The 25,897-nt window shown below is 61.6% G+C and carries 22 protein-coding genes and 3 pseudogenes; 9 read left to right on the forward strand and 16 right to left on the reverse strand.

The genetic code is table 11. The annotated features are described in order from the left end of the window. Positions 1 to 7 precede the first annotated feature (7 nt). From pcaC to pcaR, 8 genes and pseudogenes are all read right to left on the reverse strand, one after another. Positions 8 to 400 carry a 4-carboxymuconolactone decarboxylase gene (gene pcaC, locus ACI7M0_RS21590; RefSeq protein WP_010952489.1) on the reverse strand — a complete coding sequence of 131 codons (393 nt, stop codon included), beginning with the start codon at positions 398 to 400 and terminating at the stop codon, positions 8 to 10. 10 nt (positions 401 to 410) lie between these two features. Beyond that, complete coding sequence (gene pcaD / locus ACI7M0_RS21595; protein WP_129932875.1) at positions 411 to 1,202, reverse strand: 3-oxoadipate enol-lactonase; 792 nt, start codon at positions 1,200 to 1,202, stop codon at positions 411 to 413. A gap of 11 nt (positions 1,203 to 1,213) precedes the next feature. Then, positions 1,214 to 2,566 carry a 3-carboxy-cis,cis-muconate cycloisomerase gene (locus ACI7M0_RS21600; protein WP_129932874.1) on the reverse strand — a complete coding sequence of 451 codons (1,353 nt, stop codon included), beginning with the start codon at positions 2,564 to 2,566 and terminating at the stop codon, positions 1,214 to 1,216. Between the two features lie 9 nt (positions 2,567 to 2,575). Then, complete coding sequence (locus tag ACI7M0_RS21605; RefSeq protein ID WP_129932873.1) at positions 2,576 to 3,865, reverse strand: MFS family transporter; 1,290 nt, start codon at positions 3,863 to 3,865, stop codon at positions 2,576 to 2,578. Positions 3,866 to 4,052: 187 nt separating this feature from the next. Beyond that, positions 4,053 to 5,258, reverse strand: a complete 1,206-nt coding sequence (gene pcaF, locus ACI7M0_RS21610; RefSeq protein ID WP_172835047.1) for a 3-oxoadipyl-CoA thiolase — start codon at positions 5,256 to 5,258, stop codon at positions 4,053 to 4,055. Continuing rightward, positions 5,255 to 5,350, reverse strand: a pseudogene (locus tag ACI7M0_RS21615) (CoA-transferase subunit beta); the annotation flags it as partial. The pseudogene ACI7M0_RS21615 and the gene pcaF, both read right to left, overlap by 4 nt. Positions 5,351 to 5,581: 231 nt before the next feature. Then, complete coding sequence (locus tag ACI7M0_RS21620) at positions 5,582 to 6,928, reverse strand: MFS transporter (protein ID WP_129932872.1); 1,347 nt, start codon at positions 6,926 to 6,928, stop codon at positions 5,582 to 5,584. 320 nt (positions 6,929 to 7,248) lie between these two features. Further along, entirely contained in the window at positions 7,249 to 8,124 is an 876-nt protein-coding gene (gene pcaR, locus ACI7M0_RS21625; protein ID WP_003251938.1) for a pca regulon transcriptional regulator PcaR, read from the reverse strand. A 479-nt stretch (positions 8,125 to 8,603) separates the two neighbouring features. Here pcaR and ACI7M0_RS21630 point away from each other — a divergent pair, with 479 nt between their 5' ends. Further along, positions 8,604 to 8,804, forward strand: a complete 201-nt coding sequence (locus ACI7M0_RS21630) for a hypothetical protein (protein ID WP_003251937.1) — start codon at positions 8,604 to 8,606, stop codon at positions 8,802 to 8,804. Positions 8,805 to 9,116: 312 nt separating this feature from the next. Continuing rightward, positions 9,117 to 10,589, forward strand: a complete 1,473-nt coding sequence (locus ACI7M0_RS21635) for an inorganic phosphate transporter (protein WP_129932871.1) — start codon at positions 9,117 to 9,119, stop codon at positions 10,587 to 10,589. A gap of 122 nt (positions 10,590 to 10,711) precedes the next feature. On the opposite strand, the gene ACI7M0_RS21640 is transcribed toward ACI7M0_RS21635, so the two are convergent. Continuing rightward, positions 10,712 to 12,187, reverse strand: a complete 1,476-nt coding sequence (locus ACI7M0_RS21640) for a helicase HerA-like domain-containing protein (RefSeq protein WP_129932870.1) — start codon at positions 12,185 to 12,187, stop codon at positions 10,712 to 10,714. 312 nt (positions 12,188 to 12,499) lie between these two features. On the opposite strand from ACI7M0_RS21640, the pseudogene ACI7M0_RS21645 reads away from it, so the two are divergent. From ACI7M0_RS21645 to ACI7M0_RS21665, 5 genes and pseudogenes are all read left to right on the forward strand, one after another. Continuing rightward, a pseudogene (locus tag ACI7M0_RS21645) lies at positions 12,500 to 13,324 on the forward strand (cache domain-containing protein); the annotation flags it as partial. 309 nt (positions 13,325 to 13,633) lie between these two features. After that, positions 13,634 to 14,230: pseudogene (locus ACI7M0_RS21650) on the forward strand (methyl-accepting chemotaxis protein); the annotation flags it as partial. 168 nt (positions 14,231 to 14,398) lie between these two features. Then, on the forward strand, positions 14,399 to 15,520 hold the full coding sequence (locus tag ACI7M0_RS21655) for a glycosyltransferase family 1 protein (RefSeq protein ID WP_104962503.1): 1,122 nt from the start codon (positions 14,399 to 14,401) through the stop codon (positions 15,518 to 15,520). Continuing rightward, positions 15,513 to 16,277: a DUF2334 domain-containing protein gene (locus tag ACI7M0_RS21660; protein WP_129932868.1), complete on the forward strand. Its 765-nt coding sequence runs from the start codon at positions 15,513 to 15,515 to the stop codon at positions 16,275 to 16,277. The genes ACI7M0_RS21655 and ACI7M0_RS21660 overlap by 8 nt, the downstream gene beginning before the upstream one ends. Further along, positions 16,274 to 17,266, forward strand: coding sequence for a lysylphosphatidylglycerol synthase transmembrane domain-containing protein (locus ACI7M0_RS21665; RefSeq protein WP_104887091.1), 993 nt, complete (start codon positions 16,274 to 16,276; stop codon positions 17,264 to 17,266). The genes ACI7M0_RS21660 and ACI7M0_RS21665 overlap by 4 nt, the downstream gene beginning before the upstream one ends. Positions 17,267 to 17,497: 231 nt before the next feature. On the opposite strand, the gene purU is transcribed toward ACI7M0_RS21665, so the two are convergent. Further along, entirely contained in the window at positions 17,498 to 18,349 is an 852-nt protein-coding gene (gene purU, locus ACI7M0_RS21670) for a formyltetrahydrofolate deformylase (protein ID WP_003251921.1), read from the reverse strand. A 284-nt stretch (positions 18,350 to 18,633) separates the two neighbouring features. Here purU and mvaT point away from each other — a divergent pair, with 284 nt between their 5' ends. Then, positions 18,634 to 19,011: a histone-like nucleoid-structuring protein MvaT gene (mvaT, locus tag ACI7M0_RS21675; RefSeq protein ID WP_003251920.1), complete on the forward strand. Its 378-nt coding sequence runs from the start codon at positions 18,634 to 18,636 to the stop codon at positions 19,009 to 19,011. Positions 19,012 to 19,084: 73 nt separating this feature from the next. On the opposite strand, the gene sbcB is transcribed toward mvaT, so the two are convergent. From sbcB to ACI7M0_RS21690, 3 genes are all read right to left on the reverse strand, one after another. Continuing rightward, complete coding sequence (sbcB, locus tag ACI7M0_RS21680; protein WP_064491140.1) at positions 19,085 to 20,518, reverse strand: exodeoxyribonuclease I; 1,434 nt, start codon at positions 20,516 to 20,518, stop codon at positions 19,085 to 19,087. Between the two features lie 57 nt (positions 20,519 to 20,575). Continuing rightward, entirely contained in the window at positions 20,576 to 20,935 is a 360-nt protein-coding gene (locus ACI7M0_RS21685) for a PilZ domain-containing protein (protein WP_012053641.1), read from the reverse strand. A 123-nt stretch (positions 20,936 to 21,058) separates the two neighbouring features. Beyond that, complete coding sequence (locus ACI7M0_RS21690; protein ID WP_003251914.1) at positions 21,059 to 21,445, reverse strand: hypothetical protein; 387 nt, start codon at positions 21,443 to 21,445, stop codon at positions 21,059 to 21,061. Positions 21,446 to 21,625: 180 nt separating this feature from the next. Between ACI7M0_RS21690 and pyk the strand changes: the two genes are divergently transcribed. Next, positions 21,626 to 23,080: a pyruvate kinase gene (pyk, locus tag ACI7M0_RS21695; protein WP_003251912.1), complete on the forward strand. Its 1,455-nt coding sequence runs from the start codon at positions 21,626 to 21,628 to the stop codon at positions 23,078 to 23,080. Between the two features lie 126 nt (positions 23,081 to 23,206). Here the strand turns inward: pyk and groL are convergent, their stop codons facing one another. From groL to ACI7M0_RS21710, 3 genes are all read right to left on the reverse strand, one after another. Then, entirely contained in the window at positions 23,207 to 24,847 is a 1,641-nt protein-coding gene (groL, locus tag ACI7M0_RS21700; RefSeq protein ID WP_010952474.1) for a chaperonin GroEL, read from the reverse strand. 49 nt (positions 24,848 to 24,896) lie between these two features. Then, a complete protein-coding gene (locus tag ACI7M0_RS21705; RefSeq protein ID WP_003251905.1) occupies positions 24,897 to 25,190 on the reverse strand; it encodes a co-chaperone GroES in 294 nt (97 codons plus the stop codon). A gap of 243 nt (positions 25,191 to 25,433) precedes the next feature. Further along, on the reverse strand, positions 25,434 to 25,895 hold the full coding sequence (locus tag ACI7M0_RS21710; protein ID WP_003251903.1) for an FxsA family protein: 462 nt from the start codon (positions 25,893 to 25,895) through the stop codon (positions 25,434 to 25,436). Positions 25,896 to 25,897 lie beyond the last annotated feature (2 nt).

Genomic DNA, 25,897 nt, shown 5'->3' on the forward strand with positions numbered 1-25,897 from the left:
TCACGGTTTACTGGCGAGACTCTACGCCAAGTTCATCCCACACCGACTCAGCCAGGTGGAACGTGGCATTGGCCGCCGGAATGCCGCAGTAGATCGCGCTCTGCATCAGCACTTCCTTGATCTCGTCGCGGGTCACGCCATTGTTGGCCGCTGCACGCAGGTGCAGCTTCAGCTCGTCGTTGCGGTTCATGCCGATCAGCATGGCGATGGTGATCAGGCTGCGGGTATGGCGCGGCAGCCCTGGGCGGGTCCAGATGTCACCCCAGGCGTGGCGGGTGATCATTTCCTGGAACTCGCCATTGAAGTCGTTGAGCTTCTCCAGGCTGCGGTCCACGTGGGCATCACCCAGCACTGCGCGGCGCACTTGCATGCCAGCGTCGTAACGTTGTTTCTCGTCCATGGCGTTGTCCTCAGTGAGCCAGCAGGAAATCGAGCACGCGGCGGCTGAAGGCCTCGCCAATCTCGACGTTGGACAGGTGCGCCGCCGGGAAGTCGACGTACTCGGCACCTTGGATACCGGCCTGCATGAAGCGGCCATGCTCAGGGGTGGTAACCAAGTCTTCCGTACCGGCAACGATCAGCGCGGGCACCTGGATGCGGCCCAGTTGCTCACGATAATCAGCGTCACGTACCGCTGCACAGTTGCCTGCGTAGCCTTGTGGGCTGGTTTGCGCCAGCATCTGGCAGATACGCTGGGCCTGCTCCGCCTGTGCCTGGGCAAAGCCCGGGGTGAACCAGCGGGCGATGGAGGCATCGCGCAGGTCGACCATGGCCTGCTGGCCGCCTTTGAGTACCGTGTCGATACGGGTGTTCCACACCTCGTCATTGGCGATCTTGGCGGCCGTGTTGCACAAGGTCAGGCTGTGCAGGCGCTCACCTGCATGGATACCCAGCCACTGGCCGATAAGGCCACCCATCGACAGGCCGACGAAGTGAGCCTTTTGAATGTCCAGGCCATCGAGCAGGGCCAGCACGTCGCGGCCCAGCTGTTCGATGCTGTAAGGGCCTTCAGTGACCAGCGATGCGCCGTGACCACGGGTGTCATAGCGCAGCACCCGGAAGTGCTTGCTCCAGAGCGGAATCTGGGTGTCCCACATGCCCAGGTCGGTACCCAGCGAGTTGGACAGGACCAGCACCGGGGCGTCATCCGGGCCATCGATCTGGTAATTCAAAACGCCATCGGCCAGTTGCAAGTGCGCCACAGCGGTCTCCTTCAGGCAGTGAAACGTTGATGTTCGGACACGGCGCGCGCCACCCAGACGCGGGCCTGGCCCAGGTAATGGGCAGGGTCGAGCAGGCGATCGAGTTCCTCGCCAGACAGCTCGGCGCTGACCTGCGGCTCGTCACCCAGCACGGCACGCAGGTGCCGCTGTTCGGCCACCGCGCGCTGGCAGCATTGTTCCAGCAGGTGGTGGGCACGGTCGCGACCCAGACGCTGGGCGAGGACGATGCTCACCGCTTCGGCCAGCACCAGGCCTTGTGTCAGGTCGAGGTTACGGCGCATGCGCGCGGTATCCACCTCCATGCCCTCGGCAATCACTTGAGCCTGGCGCAGGGCGCCAGAGACCAGGCAGCAGATATCCGGCAGGGTTTCCCACTCGGCATGCCATAGGCCCAGGCTGCGCTCGTGCTCCTGAGGCATGGCCGCGAACAGCGTCGACAGCAGGCCCGGCACGCGGGTCGCAGCACCGATCAACACGGCGGCACCCACCGGGTTGCGCTTGTGTGGCATGGTCGAAGAACCACCCTTACCCGGCGCAGAAGGCTCAAATACCTCCCCCGCCTCGGTTTGCATCAGCAAGCTGATATCACGGCCGAACTTGCCCAGGCTGCCGGCAACCAGGCCCAGTACCGAGGCAAACTCCACCAGGCGGTCGCGCTGGGTGTGCCAGGGCTGCTCGGGCAGGGTCAGCTTGAGCTGTTCGGCCAGCGCTTCGGCCACCGGCATCGCCTTGCTGCCCAGCGCCGCCAGGCTGCCCGAGGCACCGCCGAACTGCAGGACCAGCAGGCGCGGGCGCAGTTCCTGCAGGCGCTGACGGTGCCGGGTCAAAGCACCCAGTACACCGGCCAGTTTCATGCCCAGGGTCACCGGGGTGGCGTGTTGCAACCAGGTACGACCCACCAATGGCGTATCGGCGTGCTTCAAGGCCTGCTGCGACAGGGTATCGGCCAGCTTGCCGAGGTCGGCCTCGATCAAATCGAGGGCATCGCGCAGTTGCAGAACCAGACCGGTATCCATCGCATCCTGGCTGGTGGCGCCAAGGTGCACATAGCGCTCAGCCTCAGGCACGCCGGTGGCGATCACCTTGCCCAACGCTTTCACCAGCGGAATGGCCGAGTTGCCCGCGGTGGCGATGGCATTGGCCAGCGCGCCAACGTCATAGCGCTCGGCCTGGCATGCCGCCTCGATGGCCGCTACCGCGCTGTGCGGGACCAAACCGGCAGAGGCTTCGGCTCGGGCAAGCGCGGCTTCGAAATCCAGCATGCCCTGCAGGCGGCCTCGGTCGGAGAAAATCTCGCGCATGGCCGGCGCGGTGAAATAGGCGTCGAACAGTTGGTTGCTCATGCAGCGTCCTTAATCATCATGGTGCAGGTACGCCGCCTGCTTCGGCAGGCGCAGGCTGAACAGGAAGGCAATCGCCATCATCGCCGTCACGTACCAGTAGAAAGTGTTTTCCATCCCCAGGGTTTTCAGGCCCAGGGCCACATACTCGGCCGAACCGCCGAATGCTGCGTTGGCCACCGCGTAGGCCAGGCCAACACCCAGTGCACGCACTTGCGGCGGGAACATCTCGGCCTTCACCAGACCGCTGATCGAGGTGTAGAAACTCACGATACACAGGGCCAGGCTGATCAGCACGAAGGCCATGATCGGGCTGGTCACGGTTTTCAGCGCCATCAGCAGCGGCACGGTGCACAGGGTACCGAGGCCGCCGAACAGCAGCATCGAATTGCGCCGGCCGATACGGTCGGACAGCATGCCGAAGAACGGCTGCACCACCATGAACAGGAACAACGCCCCGGTCATCACGTAGCTGGCGCTCTTGGCGGTCATGCCCGCAGTGTTGACCAGGTACTTCTGCATATAGGTGGTGAAAGTATAGAAAATCAGCGAGCCACCCGCGGTGTAGCCCAGTACCGTGATGAACGCCGCTGCGTGATTGCGGAACAGACCTCCGATCGAACCTGCATCCTTGTCATTGCGGGCTTCGGCGCTACTGGTCTCGTGCAGCGAACGGCGCAGCATCAGCGAGATCAGGGCGGCGATGGCGCCCACCACGAAGGGAATGCGCCAGCCCCAGGCCCGCAGTTCATCTTCAGTCAGCAGCTGTTGCAGGATCACCACGACCAGGACCGCCAGCAACTGGCCGCCGATCAGGGTGACGTACTGGAACGAAGCAAAGAAGCCGCGCTGCCCACGCAGTGCCACTTCACTCATGTAGGTGGCCGTGGTGCCGTATTCGCCCCCTACCGACAGCCCCTGGATCAGGCGAGCCAGCAATAGCAGCGCCGGGGCCCAGGTGCCGATGCTGGCATAGGTGGGCAGGCAGGCGATCATCAGCGAGCCGAAGCACATCATCAGCACCGAGATCATCAGGGAATTCTTGCGACCATGGCGGTCGGCGAGGCGGCCGAAGATCCAGCCACCAATGGGGCGCATCAAAAAGCCCGCGGCGAATACACCCGCCGTGTTCAACAGCTGCACGGTGGGGTCGTCGGAGGGGAAGAAGGCCGGGGCGAAGTAGATCGCGCAGAAGGCGTAGACGTAGAAGTCGAACCATTCCACCAGGTTGCCTGATGAGGCACCGACAATAGCGAAGATGCGCTTGCTGCGTTCTTCGCCGGTGTAATAGGTTGAGGTCATGACGGGTTTACTCCTGGAGGGTCCTAGGTAGTTCTAGACATACCTAGTAACACACTCGTTCCGCTATCGGGCTGGCAATGGGCCTTATGTCTCACAGGAGAGGCCTCTTCGCGGGGAAGCCCGCTCCCACAGGTGATTGCGTGGATCCCTGTTGGAGCGGGCTTCCCCGCGAAGAGGCCGGTACAGGTCAAACCCGCTCGATGGCCAACGCCAGACCTTGGCCGACACCCACACACATGGTCGCCAGGCCCTTGCGACCGCCACTCTTCTCCAGCTGGTGCAACGCAGTCAGTACCAGGCGAGCACCGCTCATGCCCAGTGGGTGGCCCAGGGCAATGGCACCGCCATTAGGGTTTACCTGGGGCGCATCGTCAGCCACACCCAGCTCACGCAGCACCGCCAGGCCTTGGCTGGCAAACGCTTCGTTAAGCTCGATCACGTCGAAATCACTTACCGCTATCCCCAGACGCTCGGTCAGTTTGCGCACCGCCGGCACCGGGCCAATGCCCATGACACGTGGCGCAACGCCGCCGCTGGCCATGCCCAGAACGCGGGCACGCGGAGTCAGGCCGTGTTTCTTCACCGCTGCGGCCGAGGCCAGGATCATCGCCGCAGCACCGTCGTTCACGCCCGAGGCGTTGCCGGCGGTGACCGTCTTGTCCGGGCCGTTGACCGGCTTGAGCTTGGTCAGCGCCTCCAGCGTGGTTTCCGGGCGCAGGTGTTCGTCACGTTCGACGATGATTTCGCCCTTCTTGTGAGCGATACGCACCGGCACGATTTCTTCGGCAAAGAAGCCGGCAGCCTGCGCAGCGGCAGCCTTCTGCTGGCTGCGCAGGGCGAAAGCGTCCTGGTCAGCACGCGAAACCTGATAGTCGTCGGCCACGTTGTCGGCGGTTTCCGGCATGGAATCCACACCGTACTGGCTCTTCATCAACGGGTTGATGAAACGCCAGCCAATGGTGGTGTCTTCCAGCTTCATGTTGCGCGAATAGGCGCTTTCAGCCTTGCCCATGACGAACGGGGCGCGCGACATCGACTCGACGCCACCGGCAATCACCAGCTCCATCTCGCCGCTGGCGATGGCGCGGAACGCGGTGCCGACGGCATCCATGCCCGACGCGCACAGGCGGTTCAGGGTGACGCCCGGGATGCTTTCCGGCAGGCCGGCCAGCAGCAGTGCCATGCGGGCCACGTTGCGGTTGTCTTCACCGGCCTGGTTGGCGCAGCCGAAGAACACTTCGTCTACCTGGTCCCACTGCACGCCAGGGTTGCGCTCGATCAGCGCCTTCAGCGGCACGGCTGCCAGGTCGTCGGCCCGCACGCTGGCCAGGGCGCCGCCGAAGCGGCCGATCGGGGTACGGATGGCATCACAGATGAATACGTCGTGCATCAGGCTTCTCCTGCCAGCTGGCCATGGTCAGCGGCGGTACGGGCGTCGAGGTCACGCATGGCGGACAGCTCGATTTGGGTGGGTTCGGAAATGGTCTGCGCGTGGCATTTGGAGGCTCCTGGTCAGGGTGCTTCGGTAAACCCAGATTAAGGAGACTGGTAGGTACCTTACAATCCGATAATCGACTATCTGTGCGATTAACGAACCATTTGTTGCACAACTATCCACCCCACGCGCAGGGCAGCTGTGCGCCCTGATCGCAGCACAACGCCGCCCCTGCGGGAGCGGCGTTGTGCTGTGAATGGGCCGCAACGCGGCCCTCGCCCTCAGGTTGCGTCGGCGTGGCTGACCAGCCCCTTGACGACCACTCCCACGGTCGCCAGCGCCGCCGGTACCAGCAACGCCGTCAGCACCTGCTCGAAGCTCCAGCCCAGGCCCAGCAGCGTTGCACCACTCCAGGCCCCGAGAATCGCACCAAAGCGGCCAATACCCAGCATCCACGATACGCCTGTGGCCCGGCCCTGGGTGGGATAGAAGCGCGCCGCCAGCGATGGCATTGCCGACTGCGCACCGTTCACGCACATACCCGCGACGAGCACCAGCGTGGCTAGCAGAGTGATGTTGCCCAGGCTCTGCCCCACTGCGTAGGCGAACACCCCGGCCAGCAGATAGAAAATGCCGATCACCTTGTGCGGGTTGAAACGGTCCATGGCCCAACCTACGCCGACTGCACTTAGCACGCCGCCAAACTGGAACAGCGCGCCGATGAACGCGGCCTGTTCCATGCTCGCGCCGCTGTCACGCATCAGGGTTGGCAGCCAGCTGGTCAGGAGGTAGACGATTACCAGGCCCATGAAATAGGTCAGCCACAGCAACACGGTGCCCAAGCCATAGGTGCCAGAGAAGATCACCGCGAACACGTTGCGCGCAGCCACCGCCTTTTGCTCCGGCACGCTGAAACTGCCTGCCTCGGCCACCACTTGCGGCGCGATGGGCGACAAGGTCTTGCGCACCTTGTCGGTACCGCGGTTGCGCACCACCAGGAACCGCGCCGACTCCGGTAGCCAGACCATCAGCACCAGCGCCAGCAGCAACGGCAGCACGCCACCGATGACCAGCAGGCTGTGCCAGCCGTAGGCCGGGATCATCTTGGCGGAAATGAAGCCACCACCCGCCATGCCCAGGTTGAAGCCACAGAACATGCTGGTCACCAGCAGCGACTTGAGGCGCTCCGGCGTGTATTCGGACAACAGCGTGGTAGCGTTGGGCATGCCTGCACCCAGGCCCAGGCCAGTCAGGAAGCGCAGTACCAGCAACTGGTCGATGTTGGTGGCATAGGCCGAGGCCAGGCTGAAGCCACCAAATACCAGCACCGCCCCCACCAGCACGCCTTTGCGGCCGAATCGGTCAGCCAGGGGCCCGGAGCCCAGGGCGCCGAACACCATGCCGATCAACGCGGCACTCATGACCGGCCCAAGGCTGGCGCGGTCGATTCCCCACTCTTGCGACAGTGCCGGGGCGATGAAACCCATGGCAGCAGTGTCCAGGCCATCGAGGAAGACGATCAGAAAGCACAGCAGCACGACTCGCCACTGATAGCGGGACAGCGGCTGCTGATTGATGAACGACTGAACGTCGAGGCTTTTGCCGACGTTGGTTTGCGCTTGGTTCATTATTGTTATCCAGAATGTGGGGCACAGTCAGGCCATTGCACGCGGGTAACCGGTACAAAGGCGATGATTGGGGTATATGGCCTGGGTCAGCCTGGATACAACGGTACTGAATGCGGGTGCGGCCGCAGCAGCGAGGTGACAGTATTCATGCGTAAGTGCCTCTTATGTTTTTCTTGTTCGGTCGGCTAGCCGACCGTTGCGAGAGACATTAATCAGCGGGCCGGGGTGAAGCAATTCACCCGGCACGACACTGTGCGTTTATCGCACAAGAAACGGTTTTGCCTGTTCTGATCCGGGGCCGCAACGTGCTCCCTGCGGCCTCAACCAAACAACTGATGGCAAAGGTCTCGACTGGCTGCCAGTAAAATCGGCAAGAACCGCTGCTCCAGTTCACTGCGGGTCACCCGCCCGACATGGGTACTGACGTTCAGCGCAGCCAACACCTGCCCCGAAGCGTCATACACCGGCACGGCAATCGATCGCAGCCCCTGTTCCAGTTCCTGGTCTACCACGCACCAGCCCTGGGCGCGCACCTGCTGGATGCAGGCGAACAACGATTCGGGGTCATTCAGGGTGCGGCTGGTGCGCGCCTTGAGGTCGGCACGTTCCAGGTACTCACGCAGGCTGGTGTCGTCCATGGCCGCCAGCAAAATGCGCCCCATCGACGTGCAATAGGCCGGCAGGCGCCCGCCCACCGACAGATCGACCGAGATCAGCCGCTCGACCGTGGCCGAACGGGCTATATAAAGGATGTCGTCGCCTTCGAGGGTGGCCATGTTGGCCGCCTCATGCAGCTGGTCACTGATGCGGTCCAGGTACGGCTGGGCAGAAATTGCCAGCGGCGTCGACGACAGGTAGGCATGCCCCAGGGTCAGCACTTTGGGCAGCAGCGAATAGGTACGCCCGTCAGTGGTGGCGTACCCCAGCTTGATCAACGTGTGCAGGCAACGGCGCACCGCCGCGCGAGGGATTTCGGTACGGTGGCTGATCTGGGCGATGGTCAGGTGGCGCTTGCGCTCCTGGAATGCCTGGATCACGGCCAGGCCACGTGCTAGCGAGGTCATGAAGTCCGGGTCACCGGTAAAGGCCTGGATGCGCTTGGCCGGGGAAGCCACGATCGGCGGCGCCATGGCAGCCGAAGCAGGTCGCGCCACCTCAGCATTGCCGGAATCGTTGCCCAGGGTTTCGTCACTCATCGCACACCTCAAAAAAAACACCGGTTCGTGCGATTATCGAACAAACGGCCGATAATCGCAATTGACCGCCGACACTTTTGCTTATACCTTTCCCATGCCACTTGTGGCTTCTTTGGAGAGACTGGTCAGGTACCCACCGTAGAAGTCCCCAGGCAACGGCCTCGCCTTTCGGCGAGGCCGTTTTTCATTACGGCCCGCCCTGACATTGCAACGAACTTCTATCCGCCATTCCTTTCAAACTTTGTACGAAAGGTCCCAACTGTTCGCGGGCACAATCTGCTACTTACGCCAGATGATGTCAGGGTTGCGTAAATTATCGATGTTCGGCGAATTATCGGTTGCTATAATCGATTGCGCAGGCCCTCCGCTTACCGTGGTCATTGAACCTTCCGCTTTATCAAGCCGTTGCGGCCAGCAAGGCAAAATGCATGTTGCACAATGCATGACAACAGTCATTACACTTATTTCAGGTACTGCACGTGACGAAAGATGAACTGCGCGCGGAACTCGAGCGCCAGGCTGAACGTTACAAGGATGTTTATGGTGGCGAAGTCACCACATACGCCGCACAACCGGATCCGGAACGCAAACCCTGGCGCAAGCGTGCCAGCGTTCGCGACCAGGCCTTCAGCCAGGAACTGGAACGCATCGAAAAAGAACTGCGCAGCGACAATCCCTGAGCCTCGGGGCCCTCTGCGCGCCGTCGCCCGGCCTACCCGGGCGAGCTCGATCTTTACTGTCTGGCCGATGATGAAATGGAATCACACAAATTTCATACAGTCGTTTGAATTTTTGCGAAATGGATTTTTCTCAAGATTTCGGCCTTTTTTCGCCCTACTTTGTGATTTTTAGCCGCTATTTACCTCCCGTACCGCCCCCCTCTGCATGACACGCTTGCACCATGAAGACTGTCATCTGCCTGTTACAGGTGCATCGATTGCCAAGGTTTTCTGGCATAATCCCGCCCCCCTAAGACCCGCCAGACAACCTTCATGATCGATTTATTCAGCGGACTGGATGCCTGGGTGTTGGTGAGCCTGCTGCTCGCCTTGACCTTCGTACTCGCCTTCGAGTTCATCAATGGCTTTCATGACACCGCCAACGCGGTAGCTACCGTCATCTATACCAAAGCCATGCCGCCGCACCTCGCCGTGTTCTTCTCCGGCGTGTTCAACTTCCTTGGCGTTCTGCTCGGCGGTGTAGGGGTGGCCTATGCCATCGTGCACCTGTTGCCGGTAGAGCTGCTGATCAATGTGAACACCGGCCACGGCCTGGCCATGGTCTTCTCGTTGCTGGCTGCGGCCATCACCTGGAACCTGGGCACCTGGTACTTTGGCATCCCCGCCTCCAGTTCGCACACGCTGATCGGCTCCATCCTCGGTGTCGGCCTGGCCAACGCCCTGATCAACGACATTCCGCTGGGCGACGGCGTCAACTGGCAGAAAGCGATCGATATCGCCATGTCGCTGGTGGTCTCGCCAATGGCCGGCTTCGCCGTTGCTGCCCTGGTGCTGATCGGCCTGAAATGGTGGCGCCCGCTGTCGAAGATGCACAAAACTCCGGAACAGCGCCGCAAGCTCGACGACAAGAAGCACCCGCCCTTCTGGAACCGTCTGGTCCTGGTGGTTTCCGCCATGGGCGTGAGCTTCGTGCACGGCTCCAACGACGGCCAGAAAGGCATCGGCCTGATCATGCTGGTGCTGATCGGTATTGTCCCGGCCAAGTTCGTACTCGACCTGAACAGCACCACCTACCAGATCGAACGTACTCGCGACGCTACCCTGCACATGAGCCAGTTCTACCAGCGTAACGCCGCCACCCTGGGCGAGTTCCTGGCACTGGGCAAGGCCAAGGCCAGCGACCTGCCGGAGCAGTTCAGTTGCAACCCGCAGCAGACCGAGCCGACCATTGCTGCGCTGCAGACCTCGCTGAAAGGTGTGACGGACTACCACAGCCTCGATGCCGAGAAGCGCGTTGAAGTGCGCCGCTATTTGCTGTGCCTGGATGACACGGCGAAGAAGGTTGGCAAGCTGCCAGGCCTGGACGCCCGTGAAAAGTCCGACCTTGAAAAACTGCGCAAAGACCTCACCGCCACCACCGAATACGCCCCGTTCTGGGTGATCGTGGCCGTCGCACTGGCCCTTGGCCTGGGTACCATGGTTGGCTGGAAGCGCGTGGTGTTGACGGTGGGCGAGAAGATCGGCAAACAAGGCATGACCTATGCCCAAGGCATGTCGGCACAGATCACCGCAGCCTGCGCTATCGGCATGGCCAACGTATTCGCCCTGCCGGTGTCGACCACCCACGTGCTGTCGTCCGGCGTGGCCGGCACCATGGTCGCCAACAAAAGTGGCCTGCAAGGCGGCACCGTGAAGACCATCCTGCTGGCATGGATCCTGACCCTGCCTGCCTCGATGGGCCTGGCGGCCGGCCTGTTCTGGCTGGCGTCCAAAGCCATTGGCTGAGTGACACCGCAATGAATGAAGGCGCCCTCGGGCGCCTTTTTCATAGCCGTTATGCCCGCGCCACCTTGTTCCTTGCCGAAGCAGACTTCTGCTACCAGGGGTATGGAAGCGGCGCAGGAAGACTACCTTTTCTTGCCCCCTAACAACGACCCCATCAAACCGCGCACCAACTGCCGCCCCAACTGGTTGGCCGCCTGGCGCACTGCCGACTTGATCGCCTGCCCCGCTGCACTCTGCAAGAACTCACCCGCCTTGTCGGCAAAACTCTCTTCATCCGCCTTCGGTTGTGGCGCCGGCTCCACCGGCTCGCCCTTACGCTGGCTCAGCATTTCATAGGCAGACTCACGGTCCACCGGTTTGTCATAGCGCCCCGACAATGGCGAAGCCGCAATCAGCGCACTGCGCTCAGCCGCACTCAGTGGCCCGATACGCGACTGCGGCGGTGCAACCAGCACCCTCTGCACCATGGCCGGCGTGCCCTTCTCTTGCAACGTACCCACCAGCGCTTCGCCAATACCCAGTTCGGTCAGCACCGCCAGGGTGTCGAACGTCGGGTTGGGGCGGAAACCATCGGCTACTGCTCGCAGCGACTTCTGCTCCTTGGCCGTGAACGCGCGCAAGCCGTGCTGAATGCGCAAGCCCAACTGGGCCAGCACCGCGTCGGGCAAGTCACCCGGCGACTGGGTAACGAAATAGACCCCCACCCCCTTGGAGCGGATCAGCCGGACCACTTGCTCAAGACGGTCCTGCAACGCCTTGGGCGTGCCGTTGAACAGCAGGTGTGCTTCATCGAAGAACAGCGCCAGCACCGGCTTGTCGGCATCACCGCGCTCGGGCAACTGCTCGAACAATTCGGCCAGCAGCCACAACAGGAACGTCGCGTACACCTTGGGTGCCTCGTGCACCAATCGGCTGGCATCGAGCAGGTGGATACGTCCACGTCCATCCGGATCAGGGCGCAGCAGGTCCTCCAGTTGCAATGCCGGCTCGCCGAACAGTGCCTCGGCGCCCTGCTGCTCCAAGGTAGCGAGCCGGCGCAACAAAGCCTGGGTGGAGGCCGTGGTCATCAGCGCGCTGTCTTCGCCGAGCAGCTGTGGGTTGTCCTTCAGATGCGCCAGCAGGGCCTTGAGGTCTTTGAGGTCCAGCAGCAGCAGGCCTTCGCGGTCGGCCACCTTGAATGCTGCATAAAGCGCTGCCTGCTGGCTGTCGGTCAGTTCCAGCAAGTTGCCCAGCAACAACGGCCCCATTTCACTGAGGGTGGTGCGCAGCGGGTGGCCAGACTGCCCGGCGATATCCCACAAGCTCACCGGGTAAGCCCTGGGCATATGCCCCAGCCACGGCATGCCGGCGATGCGTTCAGCCACCTTGCCTTGTGGCGCACCGGCAGCACCCAGGCCACAAAGGTCGCCTTTGACATCCGCGGCGAAAACCGCCACCCCTGCGTCGCTGAACACCTCCGCCAGGCGCTGCAGGGTGACGGTCTTGCCAGTACCGGTTGCGCCAGCCACCAGACCGTGGCGGTTGGCCAGGCGCATTGCTTGCCCGACTGGCAGGCCATCCGGGCCCGCGCCTACAACGATGGTCGAAAATTCCGACATCTCTTTAATCCTCTGCTCAAGCTTTAGCTTAATTCGGCCGATACCTGTGGGTGTTATTCGCCTTAATAGAGAGGAACAGCCGAAAAGGGACTTTTCGGGATGTTGCACAACCTACGGCTCCACTCGTGCGAACGCCTGATATAAAACCTTAGCGGAACCGATTACGCCATGAACAAAAGCCTTCGTTTCAGCCACAAGATTCTTTTGGCGGCATCACTGATCGTGATACTCGCCTTCAGCCTTTTCACCCTCTACAACGATTACCTCCAGCGTAATGCGATCCGCGAGGACCTGGAAAACTATCTGGCTGAAATGGGCGCCTCCACGTCGACCAACATTCGCAACCTGTTCGAGGGCCGGATAAAACTGGTGGAGAACCTGGCGCAGAACATTGCCCAGGACCCGGCCAACGCCGAAACCCTGATGGGTCAGAATGCGCTGATATCCAGCTTCCTCACGGTCTACCTGGGCAAAGTCGACGGCGGTTTCAGCGTGCGCCCGGACGCGAAGATGCCCGACGGCTACGACCCGCGCACCCGCCCTTGGTACAAGGACGGCATGAACGCCAGCGGCGCGACGCTGACCGAACCCTACATCGACATGACCACCAACAAGATGGTCATCGGCATCCTCAGCAAGGTCTCCAGCAGCGTTGGCGTGGTCGGCGGCGACCTGGCCCTGGACGGTCTGGTGCAGATCATCAACTCGCTGAACTTCGGCGGCATGGGATACGCCTTCCTGGTCAACGACCAGGGCAAGATCCTGGTGCACCCGGATAAGGATCTGGTCATGAAGTCGCTGTCGGACCTGTTCCCGCAGCACACGCCGAAACTGACCGGCGAGCTGACCGAAGTGCAAAGCGATGGCCAGACCCGCCTGCTGACCTTCAGCCCGATTACCGGCCTGCCGTCGGCGAACTGGTACATCGGCCTGTCGGTGGACAAGGACAAGGCCTTCTCGATGCTCAGCACCTTCCGCACCTCTGCGGTGATCGCCACGGTAGTGGCAGTGGTGATCATCATCGGCCTGCTCGGCCTGCTGATCCGCGTGTTGATGCAACCGCTGCACACCATGACCCGCGCCATGGAAGACATCGCCGAAGGTGAGGGCGACCTGACCAAGCGCCTGCACATCCACAGCCACGACGAATTCGGTGTCCTCGGCAACGCCTTCAACCGCTTCGTCGAACGCATTCACAGCAGCATTCGCGAAGTGTCCTCGGCCACCGAGCAGGTCAACGAAGTGGCCCTGCGGGTGATCAGCGCTTCGAACTCGTCGATGACCAACTCCGACGAGCAGTCCAACCGCACCAACAGTGTCGCAGCCGCTATCAACGAACTGGGCGCTGCGGCTCAGGAAATCGCTGGCAACGCCGCCCAGGCTTCGCAGCACGCAAGCTCCGCGCGCCTGCTGGCCGAAGAAGGCCAGCAAGTGGTGGAGCGCAACATTGCCGCGATGAACCGCCTGTCCGACCTGATCGTCACCTCCAGCGCGCACATCGAGACACTGAACAGCAAGACCGTGAATATCGGCCAGATCCTGGAAGTGATCACCAGCATTTCCCAGCAGACCAACCTGCTGGCGCTGAACGCCGCCATCGAAGCGGCCCGCGCCGGTGAGGCCGGGCGTGGCTTTGCCGTGGTCGCCGATGAGGTGCGCAATCTGGCGCACCGCACCCAGGAGTCGGCGCAGCAAGTGCAGACCATGATCGAAGAACTGCAGGTCGGTGCCCGCGAGTCGGTCGAGACCATGGACCAGAGCCAGCGCCACAGCCAGGACAGCATGCAGATCGCCAACCAGGCGGGTGAGCGACTGGACAGCGTTACCGTGCGCATCGGCGAGATCGACGGCATGAACCAGTCGGTGGCCACTGCCACCGAAGAGCAGACTGCCGTGGTCGAGGCGATCAACATGGACATCAACGAGATCAACATGCTCAACCAGGAAGGCGTGGAGAACCTGCAAGCGACCCTGCGCGCCTGCTCCGACCTCGAGCAGCAGGCTGGCCGCCTGAAGCACCTGGTGGGCAGCTTCCGTATCTGATAGAGGCTACACATTCGCCTGGCGCAGCCTCTGCGCTGCGCCAGGCATTACGCACTCCCCTCCTCTCAAACCGATCGAACAAACTATCCTTCTGATAGGTCCACCTTTAGGCATTTCATCGCCGGCAATTCAACGCCAGATGACAGACCCGAAGACGATCCCGGAGGGATGCTGATCGTGCACATCGCCGACATCACCATGTTCTACGCCCCGGCCAGCGGTGGCGTACGTACCTATCTTGATGCCAAACATCACCGTCTCGACGCCATTCACGGCGTACGCCACAGCCTGTTGATTCCCGGTGCCAGCGCCCAACACGGCGATGGCATCTATCAGGTACCTGCGCCGCCCTTGCCGTTTGGCAAGGGCTACCGGTTTCCGGTACGCCTGGCCCCCTGGTGCAATACACTGCGCACGCTCAAACCCGACCTGATCGAAGTTGGCGACCCCTACCTGACCGCCTGGGCGGCGCTGGAAGCGCGGCGCCAGCTCGACGTGCCCGTGATCGGTTTCTACCATTCCGACCTGCCGTTACTGGTCAGCAACCGCATGGGCAACTGGTTCGCACCCAATGTCGAGGCCTACGTCAGCAAGCTCTACGGCAATTTTGATCGGGTACTGGCCCCCAGCCAGGTGATGGCCGACAAACTACGCCGCTTGGGCGTGCGCGATGTCCATGTGCAGCCGCTGGGCGTTGACCTTGCCACTTTCCACCCCTCCCGGCGCGACCCACATGTACGTGCCGAACTGGGCATTGCCGACACCAGCCGCCTGTTGATCTTTGCCGGCCGCGGCTCGCGGGAAAAGAACCTGCCGGTGCTGCTTGACTGCATGCAGCAACTTGGCGACCCCTACCACCTGTTACTGGTGGGCTCGAACATGCCGGCCAGCGTGCCGCACAACGTCAGCGTCATCGATCACTTCTGCCCGGCTGCAGAGGTGGCCCGGCTGATCGCCAGCGCCGACTTGCTGGTGCATGCTGGCGACCAGGAAACATTCGGCCTGGTCATTCTCGAAGCCATGGCCAGCGCCACCCCCGTGGTGGCCGCGCGCGCCGGTGCGTTCCCTGAAATCATCAACGAACAGTGTGGCCGCCTGTGCACGCCCAACGATGGTCGGGCCATGGCATCCGCCGTGCGCGAGGCGTTCGAGGCAGGTATCCGCGAGCTCGGCGTGCAGGCCCGTCACCATGTAGAGCAACATTATTCATGGGATAACGTGGTAGCTGGCCTGCTCCAGCACTACCAGGCCGTGCTCGGCCACCAGCCGCAGGTGCGCGCCCATGCTTGAGCCCTCCGCCAGCCAGCGCAGCCTCATGCTGGTGTTGCACGATGTTGCCCCGGAAACCTGGCCGGACTACGAACCGTTCGTAAGGGCCGTGGACGCGCTGGGCCACGTGCCAATGACATGGCTGGTGGTCCCGGACTTCCATCGACGTAATCCGCTGCACCAGGCACCTTCGTTCTGCCGTCTGCTGGACGAACGCCTTGCCAAAGGCGACGAACTGGCGCTTCACGGCTATGTCCATGCTGACGAAGGCCCCGTACCGCGCAGCCCCGTCGACTACTTCATGCGGCGCATTTATACCCATGAAGGCGAGTTCTACAGCCTTGATGAGAACGAAGCGCTTACCCGGCTACAGGAGGGCCTGGCACTGTTCGAGGACCGAGGGTGGCCTGTGGCAGGGTTTGTCGCACCGGCCTGGCTCATGAGCCAGGGCACGCGGCAAGCGCTGTGCCGCCTGCCACTGAAATACACCAGTACACCTCAGCATCTGTACCGCTTACCAGACTTTACGGCCATTGATGCGCCAGGCCTGGTCTGGAGCGCGCGCAGCGCATGGCGTCGCAAACTGTCCCGCACGCTGTGCGACTGGCAATGCCAGCGCTGGCGGGGCGCGAGCACGTTGCGCTTGGGGCTGCACCCTGTAGACATGCGCCATCGCTCATCCCGTGACTATTGGTTGCGCACGCTGGAGAGACTGTTGAAGGATGGCCGCGAACCGCTGACCAAATCTGCCTGGCTGGAGCGCCAGGGGGCAGCATGAAGCGCTGGGCCTGGCTGGCGCTGGCATTGCTGGGTGCAGCGCTGGTGCCAGCGTTGCTGGGTGGTAGCGAGCTGCTGCCGAGGCTGAGCCGGTTCGACCCGCACCTGCTGCTCATGCTACTAGGCATGATTCTGTTGTGCTGGGTCATCAATGCGCTGCGCCTGCGCCTGTTGCTGGGTGAGCAGGCAAAACAGTTGAGCCATGCTCGCAGCCTGGGCGTGGTCATGGCCACCGAGTTTGCCATCTGCACCACCCCTGGCGGCAGTGGTGGGCCGCTGACCCTGATGGCCCTGCTGGCGCGAGACCGCATCCGCCCGGCGCGCAGCGGCGCCGTTTTTGCCATGGACCAGTTGAACGACCTGGTGTTCTTCTTCTGCGCAATGCTGGCGATTGCCGGCTATGCGCTGTTCCACAGCCTGGGCCGCAGCCAGGAAAGCATGTTGCTTGGCAGTGCGTTACTGCTGTGCTCAGCGTTGGCCGGGGTGATCGGGCTGTTGCGCTACCGGCGCCCGATAATGCGCATGAACGGCAGGCTGTTGCAGCGCATGGGGATGGGCCAGCCGCGCAAACGTCGCTGGGCGCGCAAACTGCTGCACTTCGTTGCAGCACTGGCGCAGACCTGGCGCCTGCCCAAGCGCAGGCTGAGCCTGGTGTTCACCCTGACCTGCATCCACTGGGGGCTGCGCTACAGCGTCTTGTACCTGGTGTTGCGTGGCTTGGGGGTAGACCTGCAGTGGATTCCCAGCTTCCTGGTGCAGATGCTGTCGCTCAGCGCCGGCCAATTCAGTCTGCTGCCTGGCGGCGCCGGGGCCGCCGAGCTGACGTCGGCCAGCCTGTTGACACCCTTGGTGGGCAGCTCGACCGCAGCTGCGGCAATCCTGATATGGCGGGCGGTTACGTACTACTTTTATCTGCTGGCTGGGGGGCCGGTGTTTGTGTGCCTGCTGGGACGTCCGTTGCTGGAGCGCTGGCGGCGTCAGGCGGGTTGAGCTGTTGCCAGAGTTCGGCGGCGCCGGGGAAGTCGGTGCCATCCGTGTCATCCAGGGCTTCAGGGTCGTAGCGGGCCAGGCAGCCTTCGCCAACGGTCGGTGGAGGTGAGGCGACGGGGTTGTTGCGTTGCTTGGTCATTGCCGTTTCACCCAGGATTGCCGGGGCGCTCTGCGCCCCTGTCGCGACAGGGCTGCGCAGCAGCCCGGAATCTCACAGCAAGCCGGACGGTGTCAGTCGAACACCACAGTCTTGTTACCATGCACCAGCACGCGGTCCTCCAGGTGATAACGCAGGCCACGGGCCAGCACCATCTTCTCCACATCACGGCCGAAGCGGACCATGTCCTCGATGCTGTCGGCATGGCTGACACGCACCACATCCTGCTCGATGATCGGGCCGGCATCCAGCTCTTCGGTGACGTAGTGGCACGTCGCGCCGATCAGCTTCACCCCACGCAGGGCGGCCTGGTGGTAAGGCTTGGCGCCGACGAACGACGGCAGGAAGCTGTGATGGATGTTGATCACCTTCTCGGCATAGTCCCGGCACAGTTGTGGCGGCAGGATCTGCATGTAGCGGGCCAGCACCACGACGTCGGCGGCATGCTCCTGCACCAGGCGCGACACTTCGGCAAAGGCCGGGGCCTTGTCTTTGGGGTCGACCGGTACATGGAAGAACGGAATACCGTGCCACTCGACCATGCTGCGCAGGTCGTTGTGGTTGGAAATCACGCAAGGGATCTCGCAGTCCAGCTCATCGGTGTGCCAGCGGTGCAGCAAGTCTGCCAGGCAGTGCGACTCACGGCTGGCCATCAATACCACGCGTTTTTTCTGAGCCGAGTCGGTAATGCGCCAGGTCATGGAGAACTCTTCGGCGATCGGCGCAAACGCCTCACGGAAGGCTTCGATACCGAACGGCAGCGATTCAGCGCGGATTTCATGACGCATGAAGAACCAACCGCTCTGCTCATCGGAGTGGTGGCTGGCTTCGTTGATCCAGCCATTGTACAAGGCCAGGAAATTACTGACTTTCGCCACGATGCCTACACGGTCGGGGCAGGCGATCACCAGACGATAGGTGCGCATGAATGAGACTCCAGAACTTCGCAAAGGCGCCTATTCTAGCGGTCCGCCAGAAAAAACGCAGTATTGATCGTTACCGCGATGGCATATGCAAGCCCGAAAACGCCACACGGGCGCTGCCTGACAGACAAGAGGAAACGCACGGGGCATATGTAAAATTTTGTTCACGTAGAGAAATGCTGTCACAGCTTAATTAACAGTTAATGGCCCAATCTTATGTTTACTTGCGAGTATGGGCTGTCTATTATTGCCCCACACATTTCTGAACACGCATTAAGGAACACTCCATGTCCCTGATCAACGAGTACCGCGCCACCGAAGAAGCCATCAAGGAACTTCAGGCCCGCCTGGCCAATCTGTCGCAGGATGACAAGCTGAAGAAAGAACTGGAGTTCGAAGGCAAACTGCGCACACTGATGGGCGAGTACTCCAAGTCGCTGCGCGACGTGATTGCCCTGCTCGATCCAGAGTCGAAACTGAGCAAGGCACCTCGTGGTTCGGTCAAGACTACCGCCACCAAGCGCGCACGCAAGGTCAAGCAATACAAGAACCCGCACAACGGTGAAGTGATCGAAACCAAAGGCGGCAACCACAAGACCCTGAAAGAGTGGAAAGCCACTTGGGGCGGCGACGTGGTTGAAAGCTGGGCAACCCTGCTGGACTGATTATCCGCATACGCCCTCTTGCTTCGCACAACAAAAACGCCGGCACATTGCCGGCGTTTTTGTTTATCTGCCATCAGCCGATTGAATAGCGTTCCTGCAATTGTCGAGCATGCAGTTGCCAGGCCTCCAACACGCGCCTGCCTGCCTCGTCGGCCCCCTCCCAGGCTTGCTGGCGCGCCTTTTCGAAGTCGCCCAAGGTATTCGGCGCCCCCCACTGCGGGTCGCTCAGGCGCTGTTGGCAGAAGCCATACCAACGTTGCCGCTCTTCGCCGGTCAAGGTTTCAGGGAAGTTACGTGCCCGGTAGCGGAACAACAGCTCCGGCAAACGCGGATCATCGAACATCCATTGGCCATGGCTCAACTGCGCCGGTTCCAGCGCACGAACTTGCTCGCATAAGCGCCGGTCGCGGTCACCTATAAAACCATCATACAACTGCTGTTCCGGGTCCTCACTCGGGGCAAACTCGTCCTTGCCATAGATGTGCTCCAGCTTTTCTTGCCATTGCGCCTGTTGATTGGCCAGTTGTTCACCGCGCGATTGTAACAACGTCAAGTCCAGGCCCAATCGTTGCTGATCGACCGGGCGTAATACCGACAGCGGCGCCACTACCGGGCAGCGATTGATCTGCACCAATTTGAGCGGTACCGGTAATTCACCTTCGGCCAATTCATCATGCCGGGTGTACAAGCGCTGACGTAAAACTTCAGCACTTTCCCGCAGTAACGGTAGGGTTTCCTGATGCAGGTCGCAGACAATCAGTGCATTGCGATTACGCGGGTGCCAGGCCAGTGGCAATACGACCCCCAGGTAATTGCGCGCCGCCGAAAAACGCCCGGATATATGCACCAGTGGCTGCAACAGACGGACCTGCTCCATCACTTTATGCTTGCTGCGCAGCTGAAACAGCCAGTCATACAACTTGGGTTGTTTCTGCCGAATCAGGCGAGCCAAGGCAATGGTTGCCCGCACGTCGGAAAGCGCTTCGTGGGCATGACCGTGGTCAATGCCATTGGCCTTGCTCAGCAGTTCCAGACGCAGGCTGGTGCGCCCGTCCTGTTGCGGCCATTCAATGCCTTCCGGGCGCAAGGCATAGGCGGTACGCACAATGTCGATCAGGTCCCAGCGGCTATTGCCTCCCTGCCATTCACGGGCATAGGGGTCGAAAAAGTTGCGGTAAAGGCTGTAGCGGGTCACTTCATCGTCGAAGCGCAGGGTGTTGTAGCCGGCACCACAGGTGCCCGGTTGCGCCAGCTGGGCATGCACGCGAGTCATGAACTCGGCTTCGCACAGGCCCTGCTCCGCCAGCAGTTGCGGCGTAATGCCTGTCACTAGGCAGGCCGCCGGGTGCGGCAGGATGTCGTCCGACGGTCGGCAATAAAGGCTGATTGGCTCGTCGATTTCGTTAAGGTCGAAGTCAGTGCGCAGGCCGGCCACCTGCAGCGGCCGATCGCAGCGCGGGTTGATGCCGGTGGTTTCATAGTCGTGCCAGAAAATGCTGGAGGTCACGGGGTCGTCCTGTATCAAGGTCGACCCGATTCTAGCGCGATTCTGAAAAATGAACGTTCAGACGGGAGCGTTGGCGGGGCGGAAACTGAAATAGTCGCGCAACGAACGTACGAAATCATCGTACTCGCGCGGAGACTGCAGCAGCATGAAGCCCGAATCGTAGTGCCCAGGCGTCTGGTCCTCGCGGCACCACAGGCAACTGGCAGTGAGGTTGACGAACTGGTGCCCGCCGCCAGGCAGGGGCATACGCAGTTGCAGTTCGTAATCGGGCCCGACCAACACGGGCAGCTGGCTGATGACCATCAACCCATTTTCCGAGGCATTGCCTAGCTGGCCGATCTCCTGACCGGTAAAGCGGTTGAACACCTTGAGGACACAAGGTAGTTGATGACGTTCGATGTGGCGCTTGTTGAACATGATCGCGAGTGTATTCCGTACCTGATGCCAGGAATACAAGGTACTGGCGGTTGTTGTAACAACTGAGTTACAGATTAGCGCAGCACGCGCAGCAAATCCCGTGAAATAAACCACACCTTTGTGTTAGCGCCAAGGTACGGTCGTCACCGGGTTGGCCACGGCCGTTTCTGCACCGCGCAAATGGCCGAGTTTTTCCAGGGTCTGCAGGCGCGCCCGGGCACGATAGGCATATTCGTTGCCCGGGTACTGCTGGATCAGGTACTGATAGGTCTGCGCCGCGTCCACGTACAACGCCTGGCGCTCCAGGCACTGGCCGCGCAGCAGTGACACTTCGGGGTGGATGAACGGCCGGGCACGGCTGGTGCGATCAACCTGCGACAGTTCGAGCATGACCCGTGCGCAATCGCCGCGGTCGTAGGCGCGGTAGGCATTGTTCAGGTGGTGGTCCATGGACCAGCGGGTACAGCCGACGGCGCTGGCGGCCAAGGCTAAAACGATCAGGGCTCGCATGGGGATCTCCTTTGATGCCAGTGTATCGGCGTTTGCCTGCAAATCTTCACACCCTTTTGCAAGGATACCCTGCCCCGTTCAAATGCCACCCTGCCTTGGTTGCAGGTAGTGCAACGGAACAATGACTACAGCGAGATTCAGGAGTAGCCTTTCGCTGCGCTTCACTATAGGAGTCTGTGCATGAGCATCCGCCGCACCAAAATCGTCGCCACCCTTGGCCCCGCCAGCAACTCGCCGGAAGTGATCGAACAACTGATCCTCGCCGGCCTGGACGTGGCACGTCTGAACTTCTCCCACGGCACACCGGACGAGCACAAGGCCCGCGCGCGCCTGATCCGTGACATCGCCGCCAAGAACGGCCGCCATGTTGCACTGCTGGGCGACCTGCAGGGTCCGAAGATCCGCATCGCCAAGTTCGCCAACAAGCGCATCGAACTGAAGATCGGTGACAAGTTCACCTTCTCCACCGCCCACCCGCTGACCGAAGGCAACCAAGACATCGTCGGTATCGACTACCCCGACCTGGTCAAGGACTGCGGCGTTGGTGACGAACTGCTGCTCGACGATGGCCGCGTGGTCATGCGCGTCGAAACCGCCACTGCAGATGCCCTGCACTGCGTGGTGATCATCGGTGGCCCACTGTCGGACCACAAAGGCATCAACCGTAAAGGTGGCGGCCTGACCGCACCGGCCCTGACCGAAAAAGACAAGGCCGACATCAAACTGGCTGCGGAAATGGACCTGGACTACCTGGCCGTATCCTTCCCGCGTGACGCCAGCGATATGGAATACGCGCGCAAGCTGCGTGATGAAGCCGGCGGCAGCGCCTGGCTGGTGGCCAAGATCGAACGCGCCGAAGCGGTGGCCGATGACGAGACCCTCGACAAGCTGATCGCCGCCTCCGACGCTGTGATGGTTGCCCGTGGTGACCTGGGCGTGGAAATCGGCGACGCCGAGCTGATCGCTATCCAGAAGAAGATCATCCAGCACGCCCGCCGCAACAACAAGGCCGTGATCGTGGCGACCCAGATGATGGAGTCGATGATCCAGAACCCGATGCCGACCCGCGCGGAAGTGTCCGACGTGGCCAACGCCGTGCTGGACAACACCGATGCGGTGATGCTGTCGGCCGAAAGCGCCGCCGGTTCCTACCCGATCGAAGCTGTCCAGGCCATGGCACGCATCTGCCTGGGTGCCGAAAAGCACCCGACCAGCCAGAAGTCCAGCCATCGCCTGCACACCACCTTCCAGCGCTGCGACGAAAGCATCGCCTTGGCGGCCATGTACACTGCCAACCACTTCCCGGGCGTAAAGGCGATCATCGCCCTGACCGAAAGCGGCTACACCCCGCTGATCATGTCGCGCCTGCGTTCGCATGTACCGATCTTCGCCCTGTCGCCGCACCGCGCCACCCAGGCGCGCGCCTCGATGTTCCGTGGCGTGTACCCGATTGCCTTCGACCCGGCCGCGCTGCCGGCCGACAAGGTGAGCCAGGCGGCGGTCGACGAGCTGCTCAAACGTGGCCTGGTGGAGCAAGGTGACTGGGTGATCCTGACCAAGGGTGACAGCTACCACACTATCGGTGGCACCAACGGCATGAAGATCCTGCACGTGGGTGATCCGCTGGTCGGTTGATCCACGCTCTTCGCAGCACAAGGCTCAAGCGCAGCCTTGTGCTGCGAAGAGGCCCCGACAGCAATAAAAAAAAGCCCCGGTTCTCGCGAACCGGGGCTTTTTGATGGTGCAGGGGGTAAGGCTGGCTTACATCATGCCGCCCATGCCACCCATGCCGCCCATGTCAGGCATGCCAGCAGCTGGCTTGTCTTCCGGCAGGTCGGCAACCATGGCTTCGGTGGTGATCATCAGACCGCCGATCGAAGCAGCAGCTTGCAGCGCCGAGCGAGTGACCTTGGCTGGGTCCAGGATACCCATCTCGATCATGTCGCCGTATTCACCGGTAGCGGCGTTGTAGCCGAAGTTGCCCGAACCTTGCTTGACCTTGTCAGCAACCACGCTTGGCTCATCACCGGCGTTGGCAGTGATCTGGCGCAGCGGGGATTCAACAGCGCGACGCAGCAGCGCGATACCGACGTTCTGGTCTTCGTTGTCGCCTTTCAGGTCGATGATGGCTGCCAGGGCGCGAACCAGGGCAACACCACCGCCAGGCACCACGCCTTCTTCAACGGCTGCACGGGTAGCGTGCAGGGCGTCTTCAACGCGGGCTTTCTTCTCTTTCATTTCAACTTCGGTGCCGGCACCCACCTTGATCACGGCAACACCGCCAGCCAGCTTGGCCAGACGCTCTTGCAGCTTCTCACGGTCGTAGTCCGAGGAAGTTTCTTCGATCTGGGCACGGATCTGCTTGACGCGTGCTTCGATCTCGGTGTCAGCGCCAGCACCGTCGATGATGGTGGTGTTTTCCTTGGACAGGATGACGCGCTTGGCGTTACCCAGGTGCTCCAGGGTAGCGGTTTCCAGGGACAGGCCGATTTCTTCGGAGATGACCTGGCCGCCAGTCAGGACAGCGATGTCCTGCAGCATGGCCTTGCGGCGATCGCCGAAGCCCGGAGCCTTGACTGCAGCAACCTTGACGATGCCGCGCATGTTGTTGACTACCAGGGTAGCCAGCGCTTCACCTTCAACGTCTTCGGCAACGATCAGCAGTGGGCGGCCGGCCTTGGCAACGGCTTCCAGAACTGGCAGCAGCTCACGGATGTTGGAGATTTTCTTGTCGACCAGCAGCAGCAGCGGGCCTTCCAGCTCGGCAACCATGGTGTCCGGCTTGTTGACGAAGTACGGCGACAGGTAGCCGCGGTCGAACTGCATGCCTTCTACGACGGACAGTTCGTTTTCCAGGCCCGAGCCTTCTTCAACGGTGATCACGCCTTCTTTACCGACTTTTTCCATGGCTTCGGCGATGATTTCACCGATGGAGTTGTCGGAGTTGGCAGAGATGGTACCTACCTGGGCGATGGCCTTGGAGTCGGCGCATGGCTTGGACAGGTTCTTCAGCTCGGCAACGACGGCAGCAGTGGCCTTGTCGATACCGCGCTTCAGGTCCATCGGGTTCATGCCGGCAGCGACGGCTTTCAGGCCTTCGTTGACGATGGCCTGAGCCAGAACGGTAGCGGTGGTGGTGCCGTCACCGGCAGCGTCGTTGGCCTTGGAAGCAACTTCCTTGACCAGCTGGGCGCCCATGTTTTCGAAAGCGTCTTTCAGCTCGATTTCTTTGGCGACGGAAACGCCGTCCTTGGTGATGGTCGGCGCGCCGAAGCTCTTGGCCAGTACCACGTTACGGCCTTTCGGGCCCAGGGTCGCTTTTACCGCGTCAGCCAGAACGTTGACACCAACCAGCATTTTCTTACGAGCGGAATCACCAAATTTTACGTCTTTAGCAGCCATGATCGTTTAATCCTTGAAAAACTTTGGAGTAACGGGAAGTCGGGGGAAATCAGCCTTCGACAACGGCGAGGATTTCGTTCTCGGCCATGACCAGCAGGTCTTCGCCATCGACTTTCACGGTGTTGCTGCCCGAGTACGGGCCGAAAACCACTTTGTCACCCACTTTCACGGCCAGCGCGCGAACTTCGCCGTTGTCCAGAACGCGACCGGTGCCGACGGCTACAACTTCGCCGCGGTTTGGTTTTTCAGCGGCCGAACCCGGCAGGACGATACCGCCAGCGGTTTTCGATTCTTCTTCGCTGCGACGGATGACTACGCGGTCATGCAGAGGACGAAGTTTCATTGTCGATCTCTCCCAAATTGTGGTTTTCATCGGCCGGTTCGACACCGGCGGTTTTGATGCTGTCCGGCGTTGCCGGGGGTGGCCCGCTGTGAGCGAACCACCTGTGTAATGTCTGGTGTTGCCACCAGAAACCTTGCGGTGACCACATACATGAGGCCGCCACATCCAATTACAAGGCTCGAGATAGAAAATTTTTCATCAGGCCAAAAAAAACCGGGGCCGCTTGCGCGGCCCCGGTCCTTCTTACTTGTCGCGGCGCTCGTACTCGCCTTCGATCACGTTCGGGCGGTGGCCGCCATCACGCGGCTGCGCCTGGAAGGGGTCATCCTGGAATGCACGCTGGCGCATGGCCTGGGCCTCGGCACGCTCGCGCATCTTGCGCGCCGCCAGGCGGCGGGTGAATGGCAGCAGGCACAGCACACCCAGCACGTCGCTGATGAAGCCGGGCAGCAACAACAGGCCACCGCCCACGGCCAGCATCATGCCCTGGAACATGTCCTCGGCGGGCAATTCACCGCGCTGCAGGCTTTCACGGGCGCGCAATGCAGTCGCCAGGCCGGCCACCCGCATGACCAGTACACCCAGGGCGGAGCCGGCGATGATCAGCAGCAACGCCGGGAAGAAACCGATAGCCGCGCTGACCTTCACGAAGACGAACAGCTCCAGCACAGGAAAAATCAGAAACAGCAGTAGAAAAGCACGCATCA

The organism is Pseudomonas sp. 10(2024) (assembly GCF_045164175.1).
Lineage (GTDB): Bacteria > Pseudomonadota > Gammaproteobacteria > Pseudomonadales > Pseudomonadaceae > Aquipseudomonas > Aquipseudomonas alloputida.

Coding starts and splice junctions, on each gene's coding strand:
- purU (WP_003251921.1), bottom strand. CDS start 18,349: ATGCGCACCTATCGTCTGGTGATCGCCTGCCCCGACCGTGTAGGCATC.
- ACI7M0_RS21620 (WP_129932872.1), bottom strand. CDS start 6,928: ATGAACCAAGCGCAAACCAACGTCGGCAAAAGCCTCGACGTTCAGTCG.
- ACI7M0_RS21655 (WP_104962503.1), top strand. CDS start 14,399: ATGCTGATCGTGCACATCGCCGACATCACCATGTTCTACGCCCCGGCC.
- ACI7M0_RS21685 (WP_012053641.1), bottom strand. CDS start 20,935: ATGTTCAACAAGCGCCACATCGAACGTCATCAACTACCTTGTGTCCTC.
- ACI7M0_RS21605 (WP_129932873.1), bottom strand. CDS start 3,865: ATGACCTCAACCTATTACACCGGCGAAGAACGCAGCAAGCGCATCTTC.
- ACI7M0_RS21665 (WP_104887091.1), top strand. CDS start 16,274: ATGAAGCGCTGGGCCTGGCTGGCGCTGGCATTGCTGGGTGCAGCGCTG.
- pcaR (WP_003251938.1), bottom strand. CDS start 8,124: ATGAGTGACGAAACCCTGGGCAACGATTCCGGCAATGCTGAGGTGGCG.
- ACI7M0_RS21635 (WP_129932871.1), top strand. CDS start 9,117: ATGATCGATTTATTCAGCGGACTGGATGCCTGGGTGTTGGTGAGCCTG.
- ACI7M0_RS21660 (WP_129932868.1), top strand. CDS start 15,513: ATGCTTGAGCCCTCCGCCAGCCAGCGCAGCCTCATGCTGGTGTTGCAC.
- pcaC (WP_010952489.1), bottom strand. CDS start 400: ATGGACGAGAAACAACGTTACGACGCTGGCATGCAAGTGCGCCGCGCA.
- mvaT (WP_003251920.1), top strand. CDS start 18,634: ATGTCCCTGATCAACGAGTACCGCGCCACCGAAGAAGCCATCAAGGAA.
- pyk (WP_003251912.1), top strand. CDS start 21,626: ATGAGCATCCGCCGCACCAAAATCGTCGCCACCCTTGGCCCCGCCAGC.
- ACI7M0_RS21710 (WP_003251903.1), bottom strand. CDS start 25,895: ATGCGTGCTTTTCTACTGCTGTTTCTGATTTTTCCTGTGCTGGAGCTG.
- ACI7M0_RS21690 (WP_003251914.1), bottom strand. CDS start 21,445: ATGCGAGCCCTGATCGTTTTAGCCTTGGCCGCCAGCGCCGTCGGCTGT.
- ACI7M0_RS21705 (WP_003251905.1), bottom strand. CDS start 25,190: ATGAAACTTCGTCCTCTGCATGACCGCGTAGTCATCCGTCGCAGCGAA.
- ACI7M0_RS21640 (WP_129932870.1), bottom strand. CDS start 12,187: ATGTCGGAATTTTCGACCATCGTTGTAGGCGCGGGCCCGGATGGCCTG.
- groL (WP_010952474.1), bottom strand. CDS start 24,847: ATGGCTGCTAAAGACGTAAAATTTGGTGATTCCGCTCGTAAGAAAATG.
- ACI7M0_RS21600 (WP_129932874.1), bottom strand. CDS start 2,566: ATGAGCAACCAACTGTTCGACGCCTATTTCACCGCGCCGGCCATGCGC.